The organism is Bacillota bacterium (assembly GCA_012518215.1).
Lineage (GTDB): Bacteria > Bacillota > Dethiobacteria > DTU022 > PWGO01 > JAAYSV01.
In genome coordinates this window covers 18,860-43,911 of record JAAYSV010000043.1, presented here as the reverse complement: position 1 = coordinate 43,911, position 25,052 = coordinate 18,860, and the positions used below count along the sequence as shown (strand labels likewise).

The following is a 25,052-nucleotide window of genomic DNA, read 5'->3' as shown; positions in this document are numbered from 1 at the left end:
GGGGGCTTAGTCATGCCACGGAAGCGAAAAATGGGGAGAAAGATCGGCCCGCGCCGAGCCCTGTTGAGGAATCAGGTTACTTCTTTGTTGAAAATCGAAAGAATGGAAACAACAGAAGCCAAGGCCCGGGAAGTAAAACGGTTGACCGACAGGATGATTACCCTGGCCAAACGCGGGGATCTTCATGCCCGCAGACAGGCGCTTGCTTTTCTTATGGATGAGGATGTAGTGACCAAACTTTTTGAAAAAATCGGCCCTCGCATGGAGGAGAGAAACGGCGGCTATACCAGGATGACCAAATTATATTATCGTCGCGGCGACGGGGCTTCAATGGTTTTGTTGGAGCTGACCAGTTAATGATTTTTGGCAGTATCAACAGTAAGGAGTTTATCTCTTGGTTTCAATAATTGCTGCTGAAGGGCTCGTATTCGATTACGAGACCTCGTCCGGAATCGTAAATGCTTTGAAAGGGATAGATGTTGAGATCCACAGGGGCGAATATGTGGCCATTATCGGGCCCAACGGTTCCGGCAAGTCAACGCTTATCAAACATTTCAATGCTTTGCTGACCCCTACCGGCGGGAAAGTCCGTGTAGGGGATTTTTCTGTGGAAAACGGCAATGATGTACAGCTCATCAGGAAGAATTGCGGAATGGTATTTCAAAATCCTGATAACCAGATTGTCGCCACAACCGTGGAAGAAGACGTTGCTTTCGGCCCCGAAAACCTGGGCATTCCCTCATCGGAAATCCGGGAAAGAGTAAAGGAAGCCATGTCTGCGGCGGGCATTGCCCACCTTGCGAAACTGGCGCCGCATCTTCTTTCGGGGGGAGAGAAACAGCGCGTTGCCATTGCAGGAGCCCTGGCCATGCGCCCTTCATGTCTTCTTCTTGATGAACCGACATCGCTCCTGGACCCCCGGGGGCAACGGGAAATCATGGGCCTTCTGGCCAGGTTGAACGAAGAAAAAAATATGACCATCATCCATGTCACCCATTCGATGGAGGAGGCGGCCGAAGCCGCCCGTGTCATGGTGATGTTTGATGGCCTGATCGTGCAGGAAGGTCCTCCGGGGGAGGTCCTGGGAATGTCTGATCGTTTGAAAGGGTGGGGGCTTGAAGCCCCGGTCGCGGCCACCATGGCGCAACGGCTCCGATCTGCAGGATTTGAAGTGCCTTCCGGGGTAATACGCAACGACCAGCTGGTGGAATTCTTATGTTCTTGAAAGCAACCGATCTGCACTTCAAATACATGCCAGGCACACCGTTAGAGGTTCATGCCTTGAAAGGAATCACTCTCTCCGTGGCGCGCGGCGAGTTTGCCGGAATAATCGGTTCTTCGGGAGCCGGCAAGACAACGCTGCTGCAGCTTCTATCCGGATTGCTGTTTCCTTCCGCGGGGCAGGTGATCATCGATGGATTGCCCACGGATGATGATGCTTCATCAATGAATGCATTGCGCAAGCGCCTGGGGATAATGTTTCAACATCCCGAACAGCAACTTTTTGCCGAAACAGTTTTTCAGGATGTATCTTTCGGCCCAATGAATATGGGACTGCCCCGGGAAGAAGTTGGCACCCGGGTAAGAAAAGCGCTGGAGCAGGTCGGGCTGGATTATAACCGGATCGGGGACCAGTCGCCTTTCAGGTTGAGCGGGGGGGAGATGCGCCGGGTTGCCCTGGCCGGAATCATGGCCATGGGGCCGGAAGCCTTGATACTGGATGAACCGACCGCCGGCCTTGATCCCCGTGGGCGGAAAGAATTGCTGGGCTACATCGAAAACCTTCATCGGCAGGGAATGACCGTGATAATGGTTTCACATCGTCTCGAAGATATCGTCGATCATGCACGGAAGATCTTTGTTTTGCATGAGGGGAAACTGGTTTTGCATGGGGAGCGGGAGAAGGTCTTTGCCGACCGCTCGTGCCTGAAAAACTACGGATTGGATCTGCCCCCGGTGACCCTGTTGATGCATCAGCTCCGGGACGGGGGGCGGGATGTCAGAACGGATATCTTCTCCCTTGAGGATGCCTGCAGGGAGATCGAGGCCAAATTGAAGGGAGGCGGCGGGGATTGACTATCAGCAATAGCATCACCATCGGACAATATATCCCCGGTGATACCTTCATGCACCGCCTGGACCCCAGATGCAAACTTCTGGCGTTGCTGATGTTCATTGTAGCTATCTTCATGGTCAACAAACTGTTGTTGTTGATTCCTTTTTTTCTGCTGGCGGTGCTGCTCCATGCCGGATCGCGTATCCCCTTCAGATTCATGGTGCGTGGCCTGAAGCCGATCATCTATATCATCGCGTTGACGCTTTTTCTCCACGTTTTCTTTACACGCGGGGGGCGGGTGCTGTTTCGCTACGGCCCGGTCACCATCGAATCCGTGGGGGTGGAAATGGGGCTGTTTACGGTTTTTCGCCTCATCCTGCTTATTTTGTTCACCATGCTGGTAACCCTCACGACAACGCCTCTGGCCCTTACCGGGGGAATGGAATATTTTCTCCGCCCCTTGAAATACCTTAAAATCCCCGTGGCTGAAATAGCCATGATCCTGACCATTGCCCTGCGCTTCATTCCTGTTTTGATGGAAGAAAGTGAACGTATAATACGGGCCCAGACAGCCAGGGGAGCAAATTTCAAGGAGGGTCATATTTTAAAAAGGATACGGTTCCTTGTTCCGGTGATGATACCTCTTTTTGTCAGCGCCTTCCGGCGTGCCGACGAACTGGCCGTAGCGATGGAAGCACGCTGTTACAGAGTCGGTGGAACAAGAAGCAGCCTTCATGAACAGAACTTCGGGCGGAACGACTATGTCGTTATCGTCATGTCGGCACTGGTAGTGGCGGTCACCGTTTCAAGCCGTATGCCTGCGTTCTGGTCATAAAATTTATCACGGGGAGATTGCATGGAAAACATACTGTTGCGGGTATCCTACGATGGGACAGAATACGGGGGATTTCAACTGCAAAGAAATGCTGTTACCATTCAGGAAAAACTGGAAGAAGCACTCTTGCAGATATATGGTGTGCCGATCAGGATAAAATGTGCGGGACGCACCGATGCCGGGGTTCATGCGCGTGGGCAGGCAGTCAACTACGAGGCGGAACCGCTTGTTCCGGTGGATCGCATACCCTGGGCATTGAATACAAAACTGCCCCGGGAGATCGTCGTCTGGAAAGCGGAAGTGGTCGGGGAGGGTTTTCATGCCGGTCACGATGCGGTAAGCAAGGTATACAGCTACACCATCGATACTGCTGAATTTATCCAAGTGATGGAGCGAAGATATGCATGGCATTGCCCGGCAAAACTGGATTTGCAACGCATGGAAGAAGGTTGCCGCATCATAGAAGGGCGGCATGATTTCAGACTATTTCAGGCTGCGGGCGGCAAGGTCAAGGACACGCGGCGCATCATTTACCATGCCCGGACAAGAGAAGACAGGGAGCGGCAGATCATCCGCATTCTTCTGGAAGGCGATGGTTTCCTTTACAAGATGGTGCGCTTTCTGGCCGGCGCCCTTGTGGAGATGGGAAAGGGTGATCTGGGCGCTGCTGTGCTCGGTGAGGCACTTGAAAATCCCTCCCTGCACTCGCGCCTCGGACCGGCACTTCCGGCCAGAGGAGTCTGCCTGGAAAAAGTAAACTACGGGAACAAAAAATAGCATAGCCTCCCTTGACAGGCGCAGGATGGTATAATACAATCTACCTCGTGAGTGTACGCCGCTTGCAATACAGTTACCGTTTTCAACGGGGTAGATGATAGTACAGGAGGATAAAAATGAATGCCAAGACTTACATGGCAAAACCGGGTGAAGTTGATCAGAAATGGTACATCATCGATGTGGCCGGAAAACCTCTGGGCAGGGTGGCATCCCAGATAGCGCATATTCTCAGAGGAAAACATAAAGCCATCTATACTCCACACGTGGATACCGGAGATTATATCATCGTCATCAACGCCGATAAAGTCGCCCTGTCCGGCAAAAAGGCCGTTCAGAAAGTATATTACCGACATTCCGGATATACAGGGGGACTGAAAACAACCAGTTTTGCAGATTTGATGAAACGAAAACCCGAACGGGTCATCTATCTGGCGGTCAAGGGCATGTTGCCCCACAATCGTCTTGGAAGAGCCATGCTCAAGAAGATGAAAGTATACAGGGGCAATGAACATCCGCACGAGGCCCAGAACCCGCAGATCTGGAACGGGGCGGGAGAGGAAAAGGAGGGGTAGAGATTGGCTCAGGTTCAATACCAGGGAACAGGGCGGAGAAAAGTTGCCATAGCCCGCGTTCGGCTTCTGCCGGGTAACGGTGAGATAATCATCAACAAAAGGCCCATGGACGAATATTTTGAAATGGAAGCGCTCAGGTTGATGGTTCGCCATCCTCTGGTTTCCACCGGTGTTGAAGGCAAATACAATGTTATTGCCAAGGTGGAAGGCGGGGGATTGACAGGGCAGGCCGGAGCCGTCCGCCACGGGATAGCCCGAGCTTTGCTGCAGAGCAATCCCGAATTACGGCATGTGTTGAAGAAAGGCGGCTTTCTTACCCGTGATCCGCGGATGAAAGAACGCAAGAAATACGGCCTCAAAGGTGCCCGCCGCGCGCCACAGTTCTCGAAGAGATAAAGCAAAACATATACAAGTTTACAATCAAAGCACCGGATTCAGTCTGGTGCTTTTTTGTTTTGTAAAGGATTGGCAAAATATGGGGAAGGCACTATAGAGAAAAATATTAAGTTGATTTTGATTTTTTACCCCGGAGGCAGAATAGTCAATCGATGTAATTTGGAATATATAATATAAATTAAGGAGGTCTTATCAATGTATTAAGAAGGAGCAGAAAGAAGGGAATCGACAAGAGCAAATAGCAGCACTAAAGGGAAACAAGAAGGGGAGCGCAAGAGGCAAGAGAAATTTGAAAGGAGTACCATGAATAACATGAGATTTACGATTAAAACTAATGAATTTTTGAAAAGTAATATTATTGGATATTATCATCAGTATTACACCGGTATACCGGACACTGCTTTTTTTCGAGGTGTGCTAGACATGGCATTATTCTAGCTGGTGAAGGCCCAGTTTAATAGAAAACTTTTTGTAAATAAATCATTTTTAAGAACCAATTCTATGTTATTCCATAGCAATCTCTGTTAGTCTTTTATGAATTTGTCTCCATTCAAGGCCTAGATTAATAGTTTTGATTCTAATAATTTGTCCTTGAATCAAGTATTCTAAGTCTAAATCTTCGCCTGTCCTAGGATAAAGCAAAATACCAATACACTTTTCGTCTATGCCACCTTTTCCTTGAATATTTTTTATATAAGAAAAAAGTTGATATAAGTTTTCTGAATGAAGCTTTTTTGCATTATAATTATAGGAAAATGCAGATATTTTATATTTTGTATCAATTATAAGTTTTTTATCTTTGATTTCTAAAGAAATGTCCGTCTGCATTATAGGCAAATATTCCATCCCTGCACCATCTTTTACATCCCACTTTATATTTTCCCTGTAAATCCTTACATTCGCCAATTCTTTTTTATAAAAATTCCGAACGAAGTTTTCAAACAAATATCTCATTTGTCTTTCATCACGAATAAAATCTTTAAATTTTACAGTACCAGATTTTTCATCAACCAATAAGTTATTGAATATAAGCTCACAAATATCCAATATAAAAGAATAGTAACGATTATTCCTATGGATTTGTACTTCTCTAAATATTCTTTTATTGAGTTTTATCGTGTCTATGGCTTCAAAGTATTTATGAACTTTTTTTAAATCATTTTTTAAACCTGTATCTAAATCTTCATATAATAATAAATAATTTATTGTTGTTTTTATAATTCTATTATGAAGGATATTGTGGTTTAGTTCATCATATTCGCAAAACATTTTTCTCTTTATCCATAAATTTCTTTTAAAGGACTTATTGATATTAATCTTGCCTCTTATAATATTTTCTTCTTCCTCAAAAGTTATATATTGCCTGTAAAGCCCTCTTCTTATCAGGTAACTAACACCATTTTCTAGGATCAAAGCAAATAAATCCATTATTTTATTGCTATACAAAGAATCAACTTCAACAATGTCTTGATATTTCAATACATTCCAAGCATAGCACAGCATATAGTAAATATTTTGTATTGGTATAAAATTTACCATACCATCACTTCTCATAATAGATTTTCTGTTTCATTTTCTGCAGTTTCTTCATCATCAAACCAATACTCGTGAAGCAAAGGTTTTATCTCTAGGTATATGATCCGTTTATACCAATCTTCGGAGCTTTCATCAGGTAAACGTTCGGTGCAAAAATAACTATGTCCAATCTCATAACCTTTCCCCAAATCTTTTGAGTCATCTTTTATCTTGGTGTTAAGCCTATTGAATCCCGTAACAATTTTATCAATAATCCCTTCTTCAATGTTATTGTTGTTCAAGTGTTTTTTAAATTTTTCCGAGTTAAATGCGGGTTCCATATAGATAAATCTAAATCTTCTTCTGAGAGCGTAATCTACCATCGCCAAAGATCTGTCAGCAGTATTCATTGTCCCTATTAAAAAAACATTTTCAGGAATATAAAATCTTTCTTCCCTTGAATAAATCAATGGCATCCCGTATTCTTCACCTCTTTTGTCTGATTCGAGTAGCATCAACAATTCGCCCAAAAATCTTACTCAAATTTCCCCTATTGATTTCATCAATTATAAAGAAATAATTTGATTTATGATCTTCTTTTGCTTTTTTGCAAAAATTATAAAAAATACCATTCTTAAGCTCAAATGATCCATTTTCTGCAAGTCTGACCCCTTGCACAAAATCTTCATAAGAATAACTTTGATGGAATTGTACCATTTCAATTTTATCGTTATCTTTACATCCCATAGATAAATAGGCTATTCTTTTTGCAACAAATGTTTTTCCTGTTCCAGGTGGTCCTTGCAAGATTATATTTTTCTTTGCATCTAGGCTGTATCGAATCTCTTCACATTTTCTCTTATCAATAAAAGCTTCTTCCAGAAACATCTCCTTTGTGTAAGGGTCTTTTCCCTTAACTGGTAGAGGGGGGGGAGGGGGGGAATAATTATCAAAAAACATATCAAATATTCTATAGTTTTTAAATTTAAAGTTTTCATCTCTAAACTTTTTTATTCTCTTGGTATTCTCTATGTAATGAATCGTTTCCTTGGGTTTAATCAATTTGATACCTAAGTTTTTATATGCTTCTATGCCCCAACCTGTTCCATTATTTAGAATAGGGAATACATACGGTTTCAAGCAATGTAATATCTGGCTTATGGATGCAACGCCCAATCCCTTCATATAACTTTTCAGAAGAGGTTCAGCAGTGTTTATTATACTATCTTCATCATCCATAGCCAAAATATCAATACATAGTTTGATAAACTTTTTGCTATTTTCTTCGCTTACTCGTAATTTGCCTATACCTGTGCCGAACATGCCCATGTGATCTGATTTGCCGTGACTACTATAGTCACCATTATTTGCTTTTTCCCTAATTCTTTTTAGTATCCCATGAAGTCTTTCTTTTTCAAAGGTACTTAAACTGCTGTTATTTATACATAACTTCTTATGCTTATAAGACCTGCGGAAAGTTCCTACTGTGGAAAAATATAGTAAATTCAAATCTTCGACTTTTAAATTATCAACAGTTACAGTTGACAATGCTTTTACTGTTTCCCTGACCAATTCATAACTCCCATCGTGCTCGTCAGGTATTAGTTCCTCCTTTTTCATAAGAGCTTCCATAATATCTTTCATTAGTTGATTCCTCCTATTCAAAATGCCAAAGACAGAGGAAGGTCCCTCTATAATTTTCTCTCGCCTTTGCCAATTGCTTTACACTGCGCAAAAACAAGATGCATTTATATGCTGGAGCGTTAATTGGCTTAATCGCCCAAAAAATCCTCTATTAACAAAAACGTTTGATAATTCAATAGTTGAAAATGAAAAAATATTATTCATTTTCTCCCTCATTTCATATAGTTGTTATATACCATTACTTTTCACAATTTAATTAGGAATGTTTCCGAGAGTTTGGTGGTCTAAATATTGCAAGTTGGGGATGCTGCCTTTTACCCTCCCCTTTCCCTCAATTATTTAATAATTTTAATCATATTATAGCACGTACCCCGGTTCTCAAAAAGATAAAGTAATATCTATATCATTCACCATCAGAAAAAGAAAAGCACTCCTTTATTTCGCGGGTGCTTTATTTATTTTCCACTTTTTCAAGGAAATAAGGTCCCCCGGAGCGAACAAATAATCTAGGATAATAAAGCAAAAATATGAAGGTACGGAAGGTGAGGTTGGTTTCGGGCCGGTGCCCGGATCCGCAATTGGCCATGGACCATTCAAGTAACGGAAACAGGGTCTGCCTGGGAAGTCTGGAACAACTGGAGGCAAAACTTTTCGAGGAAATTTCATCTCTGAAAAGCAGGGATCCCATGATGCCGATCAAGGTCGTGGTGAACTCCAACCTGGCAGGGGTTTACCTTCGCCGCATGCTGGTATTGAAGGGCCTGGATCATGCCAATGTGCATTTCTGCACGCTGGCCGATCTGACCAGGGAACTGGCTGAGCGTTACGGGCAGGATAGAAAAAGAGCGCTCCCCTATCATGGGGAGGAGAGGATCTGCCGTATTCTGGCCCGGGGGATACCTCCGGGCTCGTATTTCGAACCGGTGCAGGAGTTTGCCGGTTTTTCCAAAGCTCTGCGAAGGACATTTCAGGAGTTGCAAGAAGCAGGGATCGATGCTATAGAAGCCGATACGCCGAAGAATCGCATCTTGCAACAGCTGTACCGGGATTACAATCATATCCTTGATCGGTTTTCCGCCTCGCCTCTGTCCATCAAGGATCTGCCCCGTCTCGAGTTGGCGGGCCGGTCGCTGCCTGGAATAATGGTCTACGGTTTGTATCGCTTTAACAGCAGGCAGAAAGAATGGCTTGCCGAGCTGGCTTCCATCACCGATATGACTTTTTTCCTGCCCCGTTCTGTGAGCAGTCATACCCATGGACACGAGTTCCTGTCATGGTTTGAGATGAAAGGTTTTGAAGTGGAGAAGAAAGAAGATGGCACAGCCCCGGTTGTTGGCGATGGGATTTCAAGGTTGCAGGATCGCCTGTTTTCCGCGATAACGCCCGGTAGTGGCTATGAACCCAAGGGTGATGATCACTCCTTTCAAGTCTGGTCGGCGCCCGGGGAAGTAAAGGAAGCGGAGGAGATCTGCCGCCGGATCATGGGCTTTGTCGCGGAGGGGTATTCTTTCAATGATATGGCTGTGCTGGTTAGAGACGCCCAATATTATCCTCTGCTGGCGGGGATTTTCGAGGGCCTGGGATTGCCGTATTATATGCCCATGGGACGCAGGCTGCACGCCACCCGTGCAGGCATGGCCCTGATAATGTCCTTGCAGCTATGCGGGGGGATGTGGGAGCGCAAAGAGGTGATGGAGTTGCTGGACATTGCTCCCTTCGACTATGCCCGTGTTCTGGGGACCGCAACGGCACCCTCCGTACCGCTCTGGGACCACTTTTCGGTGATGGCCGGTATAACCGAAGGAATCGATAATTGGGAACAGGGGTTGGGCCGGCTGTACGAAAAGATGAAGAGCGATATGGAAACAGAAGAGAATGATCGGGAAGAAAAGGGGGAGCAGCTGTCACAACTGAAATTGTTCCGCCTGTTTGTCAAACATATTCAGACTGCACTGGCGGGGATTCCCGATAGTGGTAGATGGACGGATATCGTCGGCGCGCTGGAAAAGTTCATACAGGATTTTTTTCTTGAGGGGAGGGGGTACAACGAGATCCTCAAGGTGATTCTGCTTCTGAAGGGGCTCGATATGATCGAGGAAGGAGAGGTAAGCTTCCGGGATGTGAGGGAGATCGTTCTGGACATATTGAAGGAAACGTATATTCCCCACGGAAGTTTCCAGCAGGGGGTAACGGTATGCTCTCTTGACAGGGCACAGAGCCTCAGATTCAAGATTGTATTTATACCGGGAATGAGGAGTGGAATGTTTCCGGGGGCGGTGCGCCAGGATCCCCTCATTCCCGATGAAGAAAGAAAACAGCTGGGCAGCAGGCTTGCTCTACGAAGGGAAGCATCGGCATATGAAGCCCTCTCCTTCGCGGGTGCAATCAGCAGCGCCGGGGAGCGGCTGATCCTGTCCTTTCCACGCTTCAACAGCATAAGCGGGGATGAGCAGATGCCGTCCCGGTATCTTTTGAGAGCGGTAGAGGCGGTCATGGGCAGTTTTTGCACGGCCGAGAACATCCCCTCTTTCCCCGGCTACAGGCATATCGCTTCCAATCATATTCTCCGTCCCCGGGAAACCATCTTTCCCGAGGAGTTCGAACGCAGTCTGATCCGGTCGGGGGTGCCGGGGGGCAAGTTGGATGAATATTTTGCCGCAAATTATCCCTGGTTTGCGGATGCTCGGCGGGCGCATAAGCAACGCCAGAAGCCTACCTTCACCGCGTACGAAGGGATGATGGGGGAAGAAGGGATAGAGTATGTCATTGAAAACTACGATCCATACAAAAGGCACCTGTCGGTTAGCTTCATGGCCGACTATCTGAGATGTCCCTACTGTTTCTTCCTCAAGAATCTGATCGGCCTGGGGCTTCCGGGGGAGGCGGAAGGTCCGATGCGTATCGAACCCCTGGCGAAGGGTTCCCTGGTCCATGAAATACTGGAGAGGTTCTATCAGCGGGCGAACAGGGAGCGAATCCTGCCTCTTGACGGGAAGAGCTTGGCAGAAGCCTCGTCAATAATGGAGGAGGTGCTGGAGGATTGTTTCAGCCAGGCGGAGAGAAGGGGGGAGACGGGGCATCAGCTTCTCTGGAAAACTGACCGGAAGAATATCAGGGATGATATGCTGGAGCTGCTGCGGCATGAAGCAAGGCTTGGCCATCCCGGGGTTCCCTCCGATTTCGAGATACCCTTTGATGTTGCTGTCAAGCCGGAAGATGGCCGGGCTGTCCGCTTCAGAGGCAGGATCGACCGCCTGGACAGATCGGAAGAAAAAATAAATATCATCGATTACAAGACGGGGAGACCGCTGTCATATACCAGAAAAAAGATGCAGGAGGGCCTCATGTTGCAGCTGGCAGTTTATATATTGGCGGCCAGGGAAATATGCCGTATGGACAGCTACGACAATATAACAGCTTCATTTTACTATGTATCGCGGGATGCCGCTTTCAAAAAAGTGGATTTCCCCGGTACAACGATGGTAAAAAAAATGCCGTTGTTTGAACAGGTGTTAACCGTGGTTATGGATGGTATTTCGGGAGGCATGTTTTTTCCCTATCCATCCTCGGCAATCTCATGTTCTTTTTGTGATTATCACGATATCTGCGGCCGTGATATCAAACAAGTTTATCAACGAAAAGAAGAAGACCCCCGGATAAAAAGTTTCAGGGATATCGTTGAGTTTGTTTTATGATGGGGCTGAAAGGAGCAAAGAGGTAGATGGGCAGGAAAGAACGGGTGCCAGTTGACAGGGATGATCGCGAGAAAATTTCCCGTGATTTTTCCACTACATTCTGGGTCGAGGCCGGGGCGGGCACGGGAAAGACCAGTTTGCTTATCAGGCGCCTGATAAATCTTGTTACGGTCGAGGGGGCCCATCTTGATCGTATCGTGGCGGTAACCTTCACAGAGAAGGCAGCTGCAGAAATCAAAGAGAGGTTGCGTGAAGGGTTTGAGCGTGAACTGATGACAGATTTGCCCGATCGACAGCGGGACAGGATCATCAGAGCGCTCGGGGAGATCGAGTATGCCCCTATCAAGACGATCCATTCTTTTGCCACATCCCTGCTCCGTGAGCGGCCCGTCGAGGCGGGAATCGATCCTCTTTTCCGGGTTCTTGATGCGGAAGAAACAGATTCACTTTGCAGCGGGGCATGGGATGACTGGTTCCTGAAAGAATTGGATGCCAACCGCGCCGCTCTGGAGCGTGCCCTTGACTTCAAGTTCAGCGAAAGTCATCTGCGGGAACTGTCACTGTTGCTTTACAATCATCGGGATATGGTACAGGAAGGTAGCAGCAGGGTTTCTCCCCCGCTGACGGGGGAGAGTTTCATGGCCTCGTTGGAGAATGAGTTTCAGCTTGTTGCAGACCTGGCGGAAAGTTGTGTCGACAGGGATGATGCGGGGTATCAACAGTATATGGCACTGGCGGATTGGTTGAATTCCAGCCGCATGTTGAAGAATGATGACCTTTTGAAGTCGATTCTGTTCCAGATGCCGGCGGTTGGGAAAAAGGGCAACAAGAAAAACTGGTCTCCCCCGGATAATTGCACCGCTCAGAAAAAGATCTCCGTGAACATACAGGGCGCTCAAAGAAGAATCAGAAGCGTCATAACTTCATCCATCATCGATGAGATCATCGATTGGCTGAAAGGTTATCTAAGATATGTGGAGGAAAAAAAGAAGGAGGCAGGCGTGCTGGATTTCAACGACCTGCTGATCAAAGCACGTGATCTGGTCAAGGATAATGTCGAGATCCGGCGTTACTTCCAGAAACGTTATTCCCATCTTCTGATCGATGAATTCCAGGACACCGATCCTCTGCAGGCGGAAATCATTTTCTTTCTGGCGGAAGAAGAACCTCTGGCCGTCAACTGGAACGAGGTGAAGATGATTCCCGGCAAGCTATTCATCGTTGGCGACCCCAAACAGGCCATCTACCGTTTCCGGAGGGCCGATATTGAAATTTACGAGGAAGCCAAAAGGCTGGTCCTGGATCAGGGGGAAGTAATCAAAATAGTTCAGAACTTCCGGACGGTGCCTTCTATCATAGACTGGGTTAACCGTTCTTTTTCGGAGTTGATCATCCCTGTTCCGGGGAAACACTATCAGCCTCATTATGAAGATTTGCATTCTTACCGCGATCGGCTGCCCGGGGTTGACAGGGGAGTCATCGTGCTTGAGTTGCCCGAGGAAGTGGGGGAATTCAGCTCCGAAGAGAAACGCAAGGCGGAGGCCGCCCTCGTGGCATCTTTCATCAAGGGAGCTGTCGAAAACAGGATGCCTGTCGGGGGGAAGGAGAATGACAGGCCGCTTTCGTGGGAAGATATCGGGATTCTTTTTCCTGCCACGACCGGGTTGGATATCTACCTGCAGGCATTGAAGAAGGAATCGATCCCTTACCATCTGGAAGGGGGGAAGTTGTTCTACCAGCGTTATGAGGTCATAAGTTTTATCAATTTGCTTGTTTCTCTGGATAACCCTTTCCACGGCGTGGCATTGGTAGCTGCACTGAAATATTTTTTTGGCATCTCCGATGAGGAATTGTTACTGTATATCAAAAACGGCGGCCGCCTGAATTACCTTGCCAGTGAATCGGTCCCTTCACGATTCAAGGGGATCAAGGAAGCTTTCACCGTCATGCACGATCTTCATCGGCAGAAACTGGAAGGGGGCCTGTCCGCCTATCTGCAAAAAGTATTGTATCTGACCGGTGCTTGCAGCCGGTTATCCTTGCAGTATCACGGGGAGCAGGCTTTCTCCAATCTGGCGAAGGTTCTGGAAATATCACGTTCATTGGAAGATAGCGATGTGTTTACATTGCGTCGGTTTAACTCCTGGCTGAAACAGAAGATCGATTCCGGAAAGGAAGAAACGGAATCCATCCTCACCGAGAAAGACACGCGTGCACTTCAACTGATCACCATCCACCGTTCCAAGGGCCTGGAATTCAACATGGTTGTCCTGGTCAACCTTTTTGGCGTTTCCCAGTCGGGAAAAGTAAAATTTGTGGCCGACCGGCTCGAAAGCCGATTCGAGATAAAGGGGGGTCCTTCGGGTTTCTCCTCCTATGGTTTTGATGAACTCAAGGAAGAGGAAACAAATCGTCTGGAAGCCGAGCAAAGGAGGCTCTTCTATGTAGCGGCTACCAGGGCGCGCGATTACCTCGTTCTCCCGCTGACGGAAAAATGTGAAAAAAGTTCCGGCTATCTTGGATATATCAACACGATCAGGGAGAAAGGCGCCATTTCCCGGGAAATGTGTCGAATTGTTGAGCCTGATGAGGAATTTTTCGCACGGAAAACTGCTCCGCTGACGGATGTGAACCGGGATCGTGCAAAAACAGGGGAGGATAAGGAATTATCCCTGCCGGATCTTCGTGTCGAATGGGAAAGCAACCTGCGAGGCATAATTTCCCGGGGGGTGCAGGAGCCGAAGGTCGTCAGTGCAAGTGCACTGATGGGTGATCTGGAAAACCAGGGTGAGATGGAATACAGCAGGGCGGGTGGTATGGATTCCGGAGGTGTCAGTTATGGTTCTGCCTTTCACATGGTGATGGAAAGAATCGACTTGCACAACGCTACGGAAGAAGATCTGTTTCACCATACACAGGAGGCGTCAGGATTCTGGGGATTGAACCAACAGGAGCAGGAGATGCTTCTGGCCATGGTCAGAAAGACCTGCAAGAGTCCGGTGATAGAAAGGGCAAATCGCAGTGCGGCTGTTTACCGGGAAGTTCCGTTTGCCCTTGGTTTCAACGAGAAAATTCATGAAGGCTTTATAGACCTGGTCTTTGAAGAACCCGGGGGGCTGGTCATCGTTGATTACAAAACTGACAATGTTTCCGGAAAGGGATTGGAAGAGCGTTTTCAAAGATACCGCTTGCAGGGGCTGTTCTATGCCCATGCTCTGGAAAAAGCAACTGCCCGGGAGATCAAGGAGGTAATTTTTCTTTTTGCACGTCCCGGAGAGACCCGTTCCTTGCATTTCCCATTGAAAAAACCGGAACATCTGAATGTACTGAAGGAGAAACTGGGGAATGTCCGCGAAAAATAATGCAAATTGGGTATTTGTCCAACGTTCTATTAAAACATCCCCCGGCATAATGTTATTTTGCAGGTACCCATGGGCTTGTCACACTTGATTGACTCTTGTGGGAGCTTTGAATTGTTTTGAAATATTTAAATAAGGGAAATGTTAGCAGTTGTCAAACGCATGTTTCTTGACTATAATAAAAATTAGCAACCGCCATTTTTTGAACTATCAATTTAAAAGTGGGATATTCACATGACTATTGACGATTATGTAAGCAAGAAACTGGATAAGGGGACCGTGCATATTACCTTGATCGATCCCCTGCGGCAGGTTTCGGAAGTGGCTGCCCGGCTGGCTTATACTGCTCAGGAGGTAGGCAGCGATCTGATCTTCGTGGCAGGTAGCAAGGGGGTAACCCAACGAAGCCTGGTGGAAACCACCGCGGCCATAAAGCAAAAAGTGAAGATACCGGTTGTCTATTTTCCTTCCGGATCGGAAGCGTTGGGTTTTGGCTTTGATGCTATCCTTTTTCTTAGCATGATAAATTCCCGCAATCCATATTTTATCACCGGTGCCCACACCAAAGCTTCTTTTTTGCTGAAGAAGATGGATATGGAGGTAATACCTGTAGGTTACATTGTTATCGAACCAGGTATGAAAACCGGAGAGATCGGAGAGGCGGAACTGGTCCCGCGTGACAACCGCTGGAGAGCAATCGATTACGCCCTCACCGCCGAGTACATGGGGATGAGATATGTTTTCCTGGAGGCCGGTAACGGGGCTTCACAACCGATTCCCGCCAATATGATCAGGGCAGTCAAGAGAGAAATAAGGGTTCCCCTCATTGTTGGCGGGGGGGTACGTACGGCCATTGATGCACGGAGAATGCGACAGGCAGGAGCGGATATAGTGGTTACAGGAACAATCATTGAAAATGCGGGTTATCGCGAAAGGCTGCGCTCGATATTGAGTGCATTGAAAGAATAATCGGAACTGCAAGATAATATATATGCCCCGGGTAGCGGTACGAATCAATACTACGATGGGTACAGGATCAACCCCAGGATTGCCCCGATAATGATGATGTAAAAAGGATTCGTTCTGCGCAGAAGGCCCACCCCGAGCAGAACAGCAAAAATCATAACAGTGGTCATATCCACCAGGGAGTTTCTGGCAATGAACAATGATGCCATGATGATGAGGGCGATGAATGCCGGCCTCAATCCTTTGAATATGGAAACACTTGTGGGATTGTCCCTGAACTTCAAAAGCAGGTCTGCAAAGATAAAACCGATTATCAACGAGGGGAGGATCACCCCGATGGTGGCCGTGATAGCGCCGGGTAAACCGGCTATACGATAGCCGGTAAAGGTGGCCGTGTTTATGGCTATGGTGCCCGGGGTCATCTCCGCAATGGCAATTATATCAACGAATTCCTGTGCCGACAGCCAACCTTTTTCAATCACCTCCATTTCCACGAGGGGCAGCATGGCATAGCCCCCTCCAAAACTGAAGAGGCCGATTTTGATGAAGGACCAGAGAAGCCGGGGGATTGTTTCCCAGGGCATGTTATGATGGTTCTCCTTTCTTTTTATAGTGGAGCCATCCACTCAGGCCACCGATCAGGAGGAGGGCAAGGGGGTGCAGGTGTAGCCACAACCCCATGACCAGAAGGGCTGCCAGAATGACAAATGCTGCCTTGCCACGGAGCATGTCCCGGCCAATATTGATGCATGCCGTGACAATGAGGGCCGTTACCGCCGGTCTGATTCCATAAAAAGCAGCCGTTGCATGGTGAGTGTTCTGTATCAGGGGCATGAAATAAGCGGCGATGAGCAAGATAAGCAAAAACGAGGGCAGTATCACTCCCGCCGAGGCCAGAAGGCTGCCTTTGTTGCCGGCCAATTTCTTTCCGGCTGTTATGGCCGTATTCAAGGCCAGTGGGCCGGGAAGTCCCTGGATCAGGGCCATGATATCGTAAAATTCCCGGGGCTTCAGCCAGGACCTTCTGATGACCAGCTCTTCCCGGATCAAAGGTATCATTACATATCCGCCGCCGAATGTTAATGCCCCGATTTTCAAAAACACCATGAATATCTTCAAGTAAGTAACCCGTTCTTCTTCGGAAAGGGAATGATTGTTTTCCATGTTCGGACCCCTGATCACAGATTTCAAAAAGATTGCCATAATGATTGTATCTGAATTCGTGTGGCCTAACAAGAAAGCGTATTCCATGGTGAAGATCATCATTAAAAATTTTGCTGATGGCATATTCCCTGTTCAACTGCCATATTTTTTTAATATGGTAAAGGAGAACGAGGATATATGCATATTTTTTATTGTCGGCGCGACATCAGGATCATAACAGTGTCAACAGTACTGACGTTGATCCTTATCGGGGCCATCATCTATTCCACTTACCTGTATACATCACGGGAGACTGTTTTTTCTTTTCCCCTGCTCGGGTACGGCGTGGTTATAGACCCGGGACATGGGGGGTACGATCCCGGAGCCACAAGAGGTGACATCTACGAAAAAGATATCGTGCTGGAGATATCGCGTCATATCGAGCTGATACTGGGTAAAAAAGGGGCCAAAGTGGTGATGACCAGGGAAGACGATGAGGATCTGCTTGAACTTCCCGCCGATTCAAGAAAGAGAAGAGAATTGTCCAATCGGTTGAAAATCATTGCCAGATCGGATGCCGATATCTTGATCAGTATCCACGCAAACTGGATGGAGTCACCGGTGTGGTCGGGAAGTCAGACTTTTTACAAGAATGATGAAGAAAGTAAACGCCTGGCAGAGGTGATACAGGAAGAACTGGTTGCCGGGTTGCAGAATACCGACCGTGAGGCGCATGAGGGGGCATATTTTATCCTGGAACGTTCCCCCGTTCCTGCAGTTATCATCGAGGTGGGTTTCATTTCCAACCCGGAAGAAATCAAACTTCTTCTGGATCCGGAGTATCAGAAAAAAGTGGCTCTGGCCATCTCCAAAGGGGTATTTCGTTACTTCAAGGAGAAGTGACCCCGGTGCCAATGCCCTCACTTTGGCCTCCCGGGCAAGGGCCGGAACCCCCGGAGCGATGTGGTTCTGAAAATGACAGCGATGAACCTGAAATGCCCCTGCAGTTTATTTTTCCACTTCATTTCCCCAACGAAAGCCCAGGATATGCCTCGTTTTCCATCATTGAAAGAGTGTTTTGTCAGGATACAGCAGAAGCATCCGGGAAAAAACGGATACCACCCGTATCCGGCCCCATCATGAATAAAAGCAAGGAGTTGATAGGTTTTGCCATCCTCCCCGGGGCAATGGTTGAAAAAAAAGCCGCAGATGATAGAATAAAAGCAACATGGAAGAATATAGAATGGCTTTTCATGTTGCCAGGCTGCGTTTTCTGTTTTGATGGAGTACACGGGGTGTTTCGAGAAAGCGCAACTGGTTGCAAGATGCAATGATGTCAACGCGAGAAAACGAGGAGGGATCCCATGGGGTAGTATTTGGAGGTATCGTGCCACATCCTCCGCTTCTTGTTCCGGAAGTGGGGAAAGGTGAACTGGTCAAGGTGGTGAAGACGTCAGGGGCCATGAGGGAGCTTGGTTATCGCCTGGCCAACTCGGGCGCCGAACTGCTGATCATTATTACCCCGCATGGGCCACTTTTCAGGGATGCGATATCCGTGAGCGGCGGGGATGTTGTAACGGGTGATTTTGGGAAATTCGGTGCCGGGGATGTCAAGCTGACCTTTCGCAATGATGTTGAATTGCGCAGCTATCTGGAAGAAGGGGCGCAGAAGGCCAATATTCCGTTGGAAGTTGTTGTTTCCGAACTGGATCACGGGGCTGCCGTTCCCCTGCACTATTTTGAAAAGCAGGGGGTGGATCTACCCGGTTTGATCATCACTTACGGATTGCTTCCCTATGAAAAAACGTATGCTTTTGGAAAGGTCATACGCAGGGCGGCCGCCCGCCGGGGTTTGAAGACGGCGATTGTTGCCAGTGGCGACCTTTCTCACCGCCTGCTCCGGGGTGCACCGGCCGGGTACAGCCCGCGAGGACAGGAATACGACGATCTTCTGATCAAGCTTCTTTCTGATAACCGGATCGATGAGATATTGAATATGGACCAGACACTGGTGGAGGATGCAGGCGAGTGTGCTTTGCGTTCCATAGTCATGTCCCTTGGGTTTCTTTACGGCCTGGATATTGCTCCGGAAATATTATCATATGAAGGCCCATTCGGAGTGGGATACATGGTGGCTTCGCTCAACCCGGAAAGGGACCCGGATGGTGTCCGCAAAGCAATCACTTCCCTGGCCCGCCGGAGCATCGAGGGTTTCCTGGAGCGGGGAGAAGTGATCGTTCCCGATGAGGACCTCCCTCCTGAGTTGGTGGAATTTGCCGGTGGTGTTTTTGTTACTTTGAAAAGGAGGGGGCAGTTGCGTGGATGTATAGGGACCATCGAACCGACACATGAAAACATTGCCGGGGAGACGATCAACAATGCCATCAGCGCCGGTTTCAAGGATCCGCGTTTCCCGCAGCTTCATCCCCGTGAACTGAAGGAAATCGATATTTCGGTTGATGTGCTTTCCATGCTGGAACCGGTGAGCGATCCGTCGGAACTTGATCCCCGAAAATACGGGGTTGTGGTGCGTCATGGCCCCCGGAGCGGATTGCTCCTGCCGGACCTTGAAGGGGTAAATACCGTTCAGGACCAGCTCAACATCGCTTTGCAGAAAGCAAGGATATCGCCAAAACAACCTTATGAAATCTTTCGCTTCACGGTTACCCGCTATCCGGAGTAAAGGTTTGGGCTTTCCGTCAATGTTCCGTTCGGGAGTCCACAGGTTTGCCCATGCAGGGCTATTTGGGCCGTGAACCGTCAGTTTTGATGTAAAAAAAGGGAAAGGGGCATAACAACACTGAAACTTGAAAGAGCGCGATTTTATACACGTCAGGGGGATCATGTCCGTTGCCGCCTCTGCCCCCATGGTTGTCTGATCAAGGAGGGTAAAAAGGGGATCTGCGGCGTGCGGCAGGTAATGGAAGGGGAACTTTACACTCTCAACTACGGGCTCTGTGCTTCCATTGCTGATGATCCCATTGAAAAGAAACCGCTCTATCATTTCTATCCCGGGCGGAAAATTCTTTCCATAGGTACATGGGGATGCAATTTCCGCTGTCGTTTCTGTCAGAACTGGACTCTGGCGCATGGGGATGTTTCCGGGGGTGGCGCCGATATTTTGAAACCTGCGGATATCCTCGATCACCTCAACAAAGACTTCAAGGATTCCATAGGGGTGGCCTATACCTACAACGAACCCACGATCTGGTACGAGTATGTTCATGATACTGCCAAAATAATCAAAGATCATGGTTTCAGAAACGTGCTGGTTACAAACGGTTTTATCTCCCACGAAGCTTTGAAGGAATTATCTCCTTTTATCGACGCCTTGAATATCGATTTGAAGAGCTTCAACGATGATTTTTATCGACGTTACTGTGATGGCTCACTGGAGGCGGTGAAGAAGACCATCGAATACTCTGTTTCCCGCTTTCATCTGGAGGTTACGACCCTGATTATCCCCACTCTCAATGATACAGCGGACGAGATGGTATCATTGGCTTCCTGGTTGGCCGGGCTCGATCCCGACATCCCCCTTCATCTTTCCAGATATTTTCCGCATTATCAATTGCCGCTTCCACCGACGCCGCTGGAAACCCTGGAGCAGGCCAGAAATCTGGCACGGGAGAAATTGAACTATGTTTACGTCGGCAATGTCCCGGAAAGCGATGGGTATTCCGACACTATCTGTCCGCGCTGTCAAAACCTTCTTATCAGACGAAGAGGCTATCGTACCTTGCTGGTGGGCATGGATGAAGAAAGATGCAATAACTGCGGACTGCATCTACCTCTTTACGGGAAAAACTCCGCCTGACATTTCCCCCGGAGGGAATTATTAATCGCCTGTTATCAATACTAATAGTACTGGATCAAGGAGCGATGATCGTTCTGGGTGATAATATGTTTTTTCTGGTGATTGAATATATAGGCATTTTCTTGAAATGGATCGGCGGTATACCCCTGGCCGTGGTCATTCTGGCCACGGGCCTGTATCTGACCATCAGAAGCAGATTCTTTCAGATCATTTATCTGCCGGCCATCATTTACAGAGTTTTCTCCAGGCGAGAGCGCAAGGTATACGACGGGAAAGGGGACATCCCCCCCTATCAGGCGCTGACCACGGCTCTTGCGGCCACGGTGGGCACGGGAAACATTGCCGGCGTGGCCACGGCAATCGCGATGGGCGGCCCGGGAGCCATCTTCTGGTTGTGGCTTTCCGGTTTTCTGGGTGCGATAACCAAATATGCCGAGATTGTCCTGGCTGTACATTACCGGCAAGAGGATAGAGACGGCCAGGGGTCTATTTCCGGGGGCCCCATGTATGTGCTCGATCACGGGCTCAACAATCGTTTTCTGGCCTATTTGTTTGCATTGGCCGGTTCCCTCGCTGCCTTTGGCATCGGCAACATGGTCCAGGTCAATTCGATGGCCGATGCTCTGGAGACGACAGCGGGTGTTCCGCCCATTGTTTCCGGGGTTGTCCTGGCCGTCATCACTGCCCTGGTAATCATCGGCGGCATCAGAAGAATCGGATCCTTCACAGCCGGGTTGGTTCCCATCATGTCGGTTTTATATGTTGGCAGCATCCTGGCAATCATGGCTGTATTTTATCGCCAGATTCCCGCTGCTTTTTCCCTGATCTTTCGCGGTGCATTCACTGGTACTGCCGCTCTGGGGGGATTTGCCGGCGCCGGAGTAATGCATGCCCTGCGCTACGGTGTCTCCAGGGGGGTGTTCACCAACGAGGCCGGACTGGGGAGCGCTTCCATTGCTCACGCGGCCGCGGTTACCGACCACCCGGCCAGGCAGGGGTTGTGGGGCATCATCGAAGTGATCATCGATACGCACATTGTCTGCACCTTCACCGCGCTGGCCCTGTTGGTCACCGGGGCCTGGACCACGTCGCATGAAGGGGCTTCGATGACTGTGGAAGCCTTCAACCGCGGTATCCCCGGGGGAGGTGCCCTTGTAACGATAGGATTGATTTTCTTTGCTTTTTCCACCCTTGTCTCCTGGTCCTATTACGGGGAAAAGTGCTTCCAGTACCTGTTCAAGGGGGGCCAGTTCTATTATCGGCTTCTATGGATAATTTTTATCGTAATTGGTTCCGTGGGGGGGCTTCGATCCGTCTGGGCTGCTGCCGACACCCTCAATCTGTTCATGGCGATCCCCAACCTGATCGGGGTAATTTCTCTCGGTGGCTTGATAATGAAGTTGACCCGTGACTTCTGGAAAAACAATAAATGATACCTGTGTTGACTTTGCAATGATGGGCAGGTATTCATTGAAAAAAATAGAACTATCCATACTGTAGACACTTATTTTACATATCGAATATATTGTTGTCCCGGGGATAAAAATAGGGTTTGCAAAATTGCATATTTCATTTTATATTCTAATATTGAGGGATAAATAGATGAGGGGTCATTCTTTTGTGGATACTGGAACGAATCATTGCTGGATTGCAACAAATTAATCTTGGCTGGCGGGATATCATTGATATACTCATCATTACTGTCATTTTTTACCGCCTCATCCTTCTGATCAAAGGTACCAGGGCAGAACAGCTTGTAAAGGGATTGGTGTTGCTCCTCCTGGCCACTGTATTCAGTGATAAACTTGGATTGAACACTTTGAACTGGATTCTCCGTCAGGCCATGACCGTTGGCCTGATCGCTATTCCCATTGTCTTTCAACCGGAGTTGAGAAGGGCTCTGGAGCAACTGGGACGTGGCAAGATTTTTCAACGTTCTCCGTGGGGGCCCAAGGAATTCGATCATTTCTTGAATGAGATTGTAAAGGCCATTCCGGTGTTGGTAAAAAAACGTTTCGGGGCGTTGATAGTGGTGGAGATGGAAACCGGGCTCAAGGAATACATCGAGACGGGCATAAGCGTTGAAGGAACCATTTCGGCAGAATTGCTGATCAACATATTTTTCCCCCGGAGCCCGCTGCACGATGGCGCGGTAATCATCAGGGGGAATCAGGTTGTCGCCGCCGGATGCTATCTTCCCCTTACCGAGAGGCCGAACCTGAGCAAGGAACTGGGAACCAGGCATCGGGCAGCGATCGGCGTTACCGAGGAAACGGATGCCGTGGTGATCATCGTTTCGGAAGAAACGGGGGTCGTTTCTCTGGCCTATGCGGGGAGGCTGACCCGCTATCTCGACGAGAAATCACTGCGCAACCTGCTGGAAGAACTCTGCGCACCGCGCAGCATAAATGGCAACAATAACATCTGGCCATGGAGGTTTTCCTGATGCTACTGGCAAAATATTTTAACAAGAAACACCTCACCATCATTTTATTATCGGTATTTCTGGCCGTGATTCTCTGGCTATTCGTGGTCGGTGATACATTGTTCCAGGTTCTTCCCAAAAGAAAGATCCTGGAGGATGTCCCGCTTGTCTACGTCAATCTTGAGGAAAGCCTGGAAGTATCGGAAATGCCTGAAAGTGTGAGTGTTGTTCTGGAAGGGTTGCCGGAAAATCTCCAGGACAAAGGCCCGGAAAGCATGGTGGCATTTGTTGATCTGAAGGATATCGGAAACGGCGATCATAAAGTTGACATAAAAATAAATCCGCCCGAGGGGCTTTCCATCGTTTCTTTCTTGCCGGTCAGTGCAGAGGTGAAGATCCGGCAACAAAAGTAAAACGGGTGCCCCCGGTAGCGATCGCATTATTGTTCCATAATATATATTGAATATGGATATGGAGGTTTTTTGTTTGAAAAAATTGTTTGGTACCGATGGAATAAGGGGGGTAGCCAACCGGGAACTGACCCCGGAAATGGCCTATCGTATCGGACGCATCTGTGCTTTCCTTCTGAAGGAGGACCGTGCATCATCCTTTATTGTGGTGGGCAAGGACACGCGCAAATCCGGTGATATGCTGGAATCGGCTATTAACGCCGGCATCTGTTCTTCGGGTATGGATGTGCTCGATGTGGGGATACTTCCCACACCGGCATTGGCATATCTGACCCGGGAACGGGGAGCGGTGGCCGGGATAATGATCTCTGCCTCGCATAACCCTATCGAAGATAATGGTTTGAAAATATTTGACGCATCGGGTTTCAAGCTGTCCGATGACATGGAAATGGAACTGGAAAGACTCTATTTCAGTGAAGACCACCTGCCCCGCCCTCGGGGAAAAGACGTAGGCAAGGTGGAGACAGACCACGATGCCATCAATATTTATGGTCGTTTTTTGAAAGAAATCTGCTCGGACCTGAGCGGGATGCACGTGGTTATCGATTGTGCCCATGGGGCAGCCTACAAATTGGCCCCGGAACTGTTTTCTGCCCTGGGTGCCAGGATAACGACTTTGAACGATGCTCCCGATGGTACGAATATAAATGTCGGTTGCGGTTCAACCAATCCCCGTCTTCTGCAGGAAACGGTCAGGGAAACCGGGGCCATGATGGGGCTTGCTTTTGACGGGGATGCCGACAGGCTGATCGCTGTTGATGAAAATGGTGAGGTCGTGGATGGAGATCTGCTGATGCTCATTTTTTCGTCATATCTGCGAAAAAAACACCGTTTGAAGAAAAATACGCTGGTGGCTACCGTGATGAGCAATGGCGGACTGGATATCGCGGCGGAACAAAACGGTTTCAAGGTAGTGAGAACGGCTGTGGGTGACCGCTATGTTCTGGAAAAGATGGTCGAGGGCGGTTTCAACCTGGGAGGGGAACAATCCGGGCATATCATATTTTCCGATTACGTTACCACCGGTGACGGCATTCTGACGGGGTTGCAACTGGCCCGGATCATCAAGGAGGAAGGCCGTGAACTGTCTTCCTACCGGACGATGCTTTCCCGTTTGCCGCAGGTGCTGGTGAATTGCAGGGTAAGCCGCAAGGATGGATGGGAAGACAGTCCTGTTTTCAAACAGGCGCTGAAAGATGCCCATGACAGGGTTGGCCCTTACGGGAGGATCCTCGTCCGTCCTTCGGGGACGGAACCGATGATGCGTATCATGGTCGAAGGCGAAAAGGATGAATCCATTTTGCATAACCTGGCTACCGAACTGGTATCTATCCTTGTCAAAGAACTGAACAGTTGAAATAACATGACATTGTCCGGGGGAG

General features: G+C 48.3%; 20 protein-coding genes and 1 pseudogene. 17 read left to right on the top strand and 4 right to left on the bottom strand.

Going from position 1 to position 25,052, the window contains the following annotated elements:
- Positions 1–12: 12 nt before the first annotated feature.
- From rplQ to rpsI, 7 genes are all read left to right on the top strand, one after another.
- On the top strand, positions 13–357 hold the full coding sequence (rplQ, locus tag GX364_06815) for a 50S ribosomal protein L17 (protein NLI70555.1): 345 nt from the start codon (positions 13–15) through the stop codon (positions 355–357).
- 37 nt (positions 358–394) lie between these two features.
- Positions 395–1,225, top strand: coding sequence for an energy-coupling factor transporter ATPase (locus GX364_06810; GenBank protein ID NLI70554.1), 831 nt, complete (start codon positions 395–397; stop codon positions 1,223–1,225).
- Complete coding sequence (locus tag GX364_06805) at positions 1,216–2,076, top strand: energy-coupling factor transporter ATPase (protein NLI70553.1); 861 nt, start codon at positions 1,216–1,218, stop codon at positions 2,074–2,076. Before GX364_06810 ends, GX364_06805 begins: the two co-directional genes overlap by 10 nt.
- 50 nt (positions 2,077–2,126) lie before the next feature.
- On the top strand, positions 2,127–2,891 hold the full coding sequence (locus GX364_06800) for an energy-coupling factor transporter transmembrane protein EcfT (protein ID NLI70552.1): 765 nt from the start codon (positions 2,127–2,129) through the stop codon (positions 2,889–2,891).
- Between the two features lie 21 nt (positions 2,892–2,912).
- A complete protein-coding gene (truA, locus tag GX364_06795) occupies positions 2,913–3,668 on the top strand; it encodes a tRNA pseudouridine(38-40) synthase TruA (GenBank protein ID NLI70551.1) in 756 nt (251 codons plus the stop codon).
- Positions 3,669–3,784: 116 nt separating this feature from the next.
- The gene (rplM, locus tag GX364_06790) at positions 3,785–4,240 is read left to right on the top strand and encodes a 50S ribosomal protein L13 (GenBank protein ID NLI70550.1); all 456 of its coding nucleotides are present in this window, start codon (positions 3,785–3,787) and stop codon (positions 4,238–4,240) included.
- 3 nt (positions 4,241–4,243) lie between these two features.
- Positions 4,244–4,636: a 30S ribosomal protein S9 gene (gene rpsI, locus GX364_06785; GenBank protein ID NLI70549.1), complete on the top strand. Its 393-nt coding sequence runs from the start codon at positions 4,244–4,246 to the stop codon at positions 4,634–4,636.
- 504 nt (positions 4,637–5,140) lie between these two features.
- Here the strand turns inward: rpsI and mcrC are convergent.
- Both mcrC and GX364_06775 read right to left on the bottom strand, forming a co-directional pair.
- Positions 5,141–6,190, bottom strand: a complete 1,050-nt coding sequence (mcrC, locus tag GX364_06780; protein ID NLI70548.1) for a 5-methylcytosine-specific restriction endonuclease system specificity protein McrC — start codon at positions 6,188–6,190, stop codon at positions 5,141–5,143.
- Positions 6,187–7,480: pseudogene (locus tag GX364_06775) on the bottom strand (AAA domain-containing protein). Before GX364_06775 ends, mcrC begins: the two are co-directional and overlap by 4 nt.
- An 842-nt stretch (positions 7,481–8,322) precedes the next feature.
- Between GX364_06775 and GX364_06770 the strand changes: the two are divergent.
- From GX364_06770 to GX364_06760, 3 genes are all read left to right on the top strand, one after another.
- On the top strand, positions 8,323–11,490 hold the full coding sequence (locus tag GX364_06770) for a hypothetical protein (GenBank protein ID NLI70547.1): 3,168 nt from the start codon (positions 8,323–8,325) through the stop codon (positions 11,488–11,490).
- Positions 11,491–11,516: 26 nt separating this feature from the next.
- Positions 11,517–14,852 (top strand): UvrD-helicase domain-containing protein, encoded by a 3,336-nt coding sequence (locus GX364_06765; protein ID NLI70546.1) that lies wholly within the window; start codon positions 11,517–11,519, stop codon positions 14,850–14,852.
- Positions 14,853–15,083: 231 nt separating this feature from the next.
- Complete coding sequence (locus tag GX364_06760; protein ID NLI70545.1) at positions 15,084–15,818, top strand: geranylgeranylglyceryl/heptaprenylglyceryl phosphate synthase; 735 nt, start codon at positions 15,084–15,086, stop codon at positions 15,816–15,818.
- A 50-nt stretch (positions 15,819–15,868) separates the two neighbouring features.
- Here the strand turns inward: GX364_06760 and GX364_06755 are convergent, their stop codons facing one another.
- Positions 15,869–16,399, bottom strand: coding sequence for a chromate transporter (locus GX364_06755; protein ID NLI70544.1), 531 nt, complete (start codon positions 16,397–16,399; stop codon positions 15,869–15,871).
- A gap of 1 nt (position 16,400) precedes the next feature.
- Complete coding sequence (locus tag GX364_06750; protein NLI70543.1) at positions 16,401–16,979, bottom strand: chromate transporter; 579 nt, start codon at positions 16,977–16,979, stop codon at positions 16,401–16,403.
- Between the two features lie 219 nt (positions 16,980–17,198).
- On the opposite strand from GX364_06750, the gene GX364_06745 reads away from it, so the two are divergent.
- The 7 genes from GX364_06745 (at position 17,199) to GX364_06715 (ending at position 25,027) form a co-directional block, all read left to right on the top strand.
- Positions 17,199–17,861 carry a hypothetical protein gene (locus GX364_06745; protein NLI70542.1) on the top strand — a complete coding sequence of 221 codons (663 nt, stop codon included), beginning with the start codon at positions 17,199–17,201 and terminating at the stop codon, positions 17,859–17,861.
- A gap of 430 nt (positions 17,862–18,291) precedes the next feature.
- Complete coding sequence (amrA, locus tag GX364_06740) at positions 18,292–19,641, top strand: AmmeMemoRadiSam system protein A (protein NLI70541.1); 1,350 nt, start codon at positions 18,292–18,294, stop codon at positions 19,639–19,641.
- 117 nt (positions 19,642–19,758) lie between these two features.
- Positions 19,759–20,775 (top strand): AmmeMemoRadiSam system radical SAM enzyme, encoded by a 1,017-nt coding sequence (gene amrS / locus GX364_06735; GenBank protein ID NLI70540.1) that lies wholly within the window; start codon positions 19,759–19,761, stop codon positions 20,773–20,775.
- 86 nt (positions 20,776–20,861) lie between these two features.
- A complete protein-coding gene (locus GX364_06730; GenBank protein NLI70539.1) occupies positions 20,862–22,208 on the top strand; it encodes a sodium:alanine symporter family protein in 1,347 nt (448 codons plus the stop codon).
- Between the two features lie 191 nt (positions 22,209–22,399).
- Complete coding sequence (locus GX364_06725) at positions 22,400–23,221, top strand: TIGR00159 family protein (protein ID NLI70538.1); 822 nt, start codon at positions 22,400–22,402, stop codon at positions 23,219–23,221.
- A complete protein-coding gene (locus tag GX364_06720; protein ID NLI70537.1) occupies positions 23,221–23,613 on the top strand; it encodes a hypothetical protein in 393 nt (130 codons plus the stop codon). Before GX364_06725 ends, GX364_06720 begins: the two co-directional genes overlap by 1 nt.
- A 73-nt stretch (positions 23,614–23,686) precedes the next feature.
- A complete protein-coding gene (locus GX364_06715) occupies positions 23,687–25,027 on the top strand; it encodes a phosphoglucosamine mutase (GenBank protein NLI70536.1) in 1,341 nt (446 codons plus the stop codon).
- The last annotated feature ends 25 nt before the right edge of the window (positions 25,028–25,052 follow it).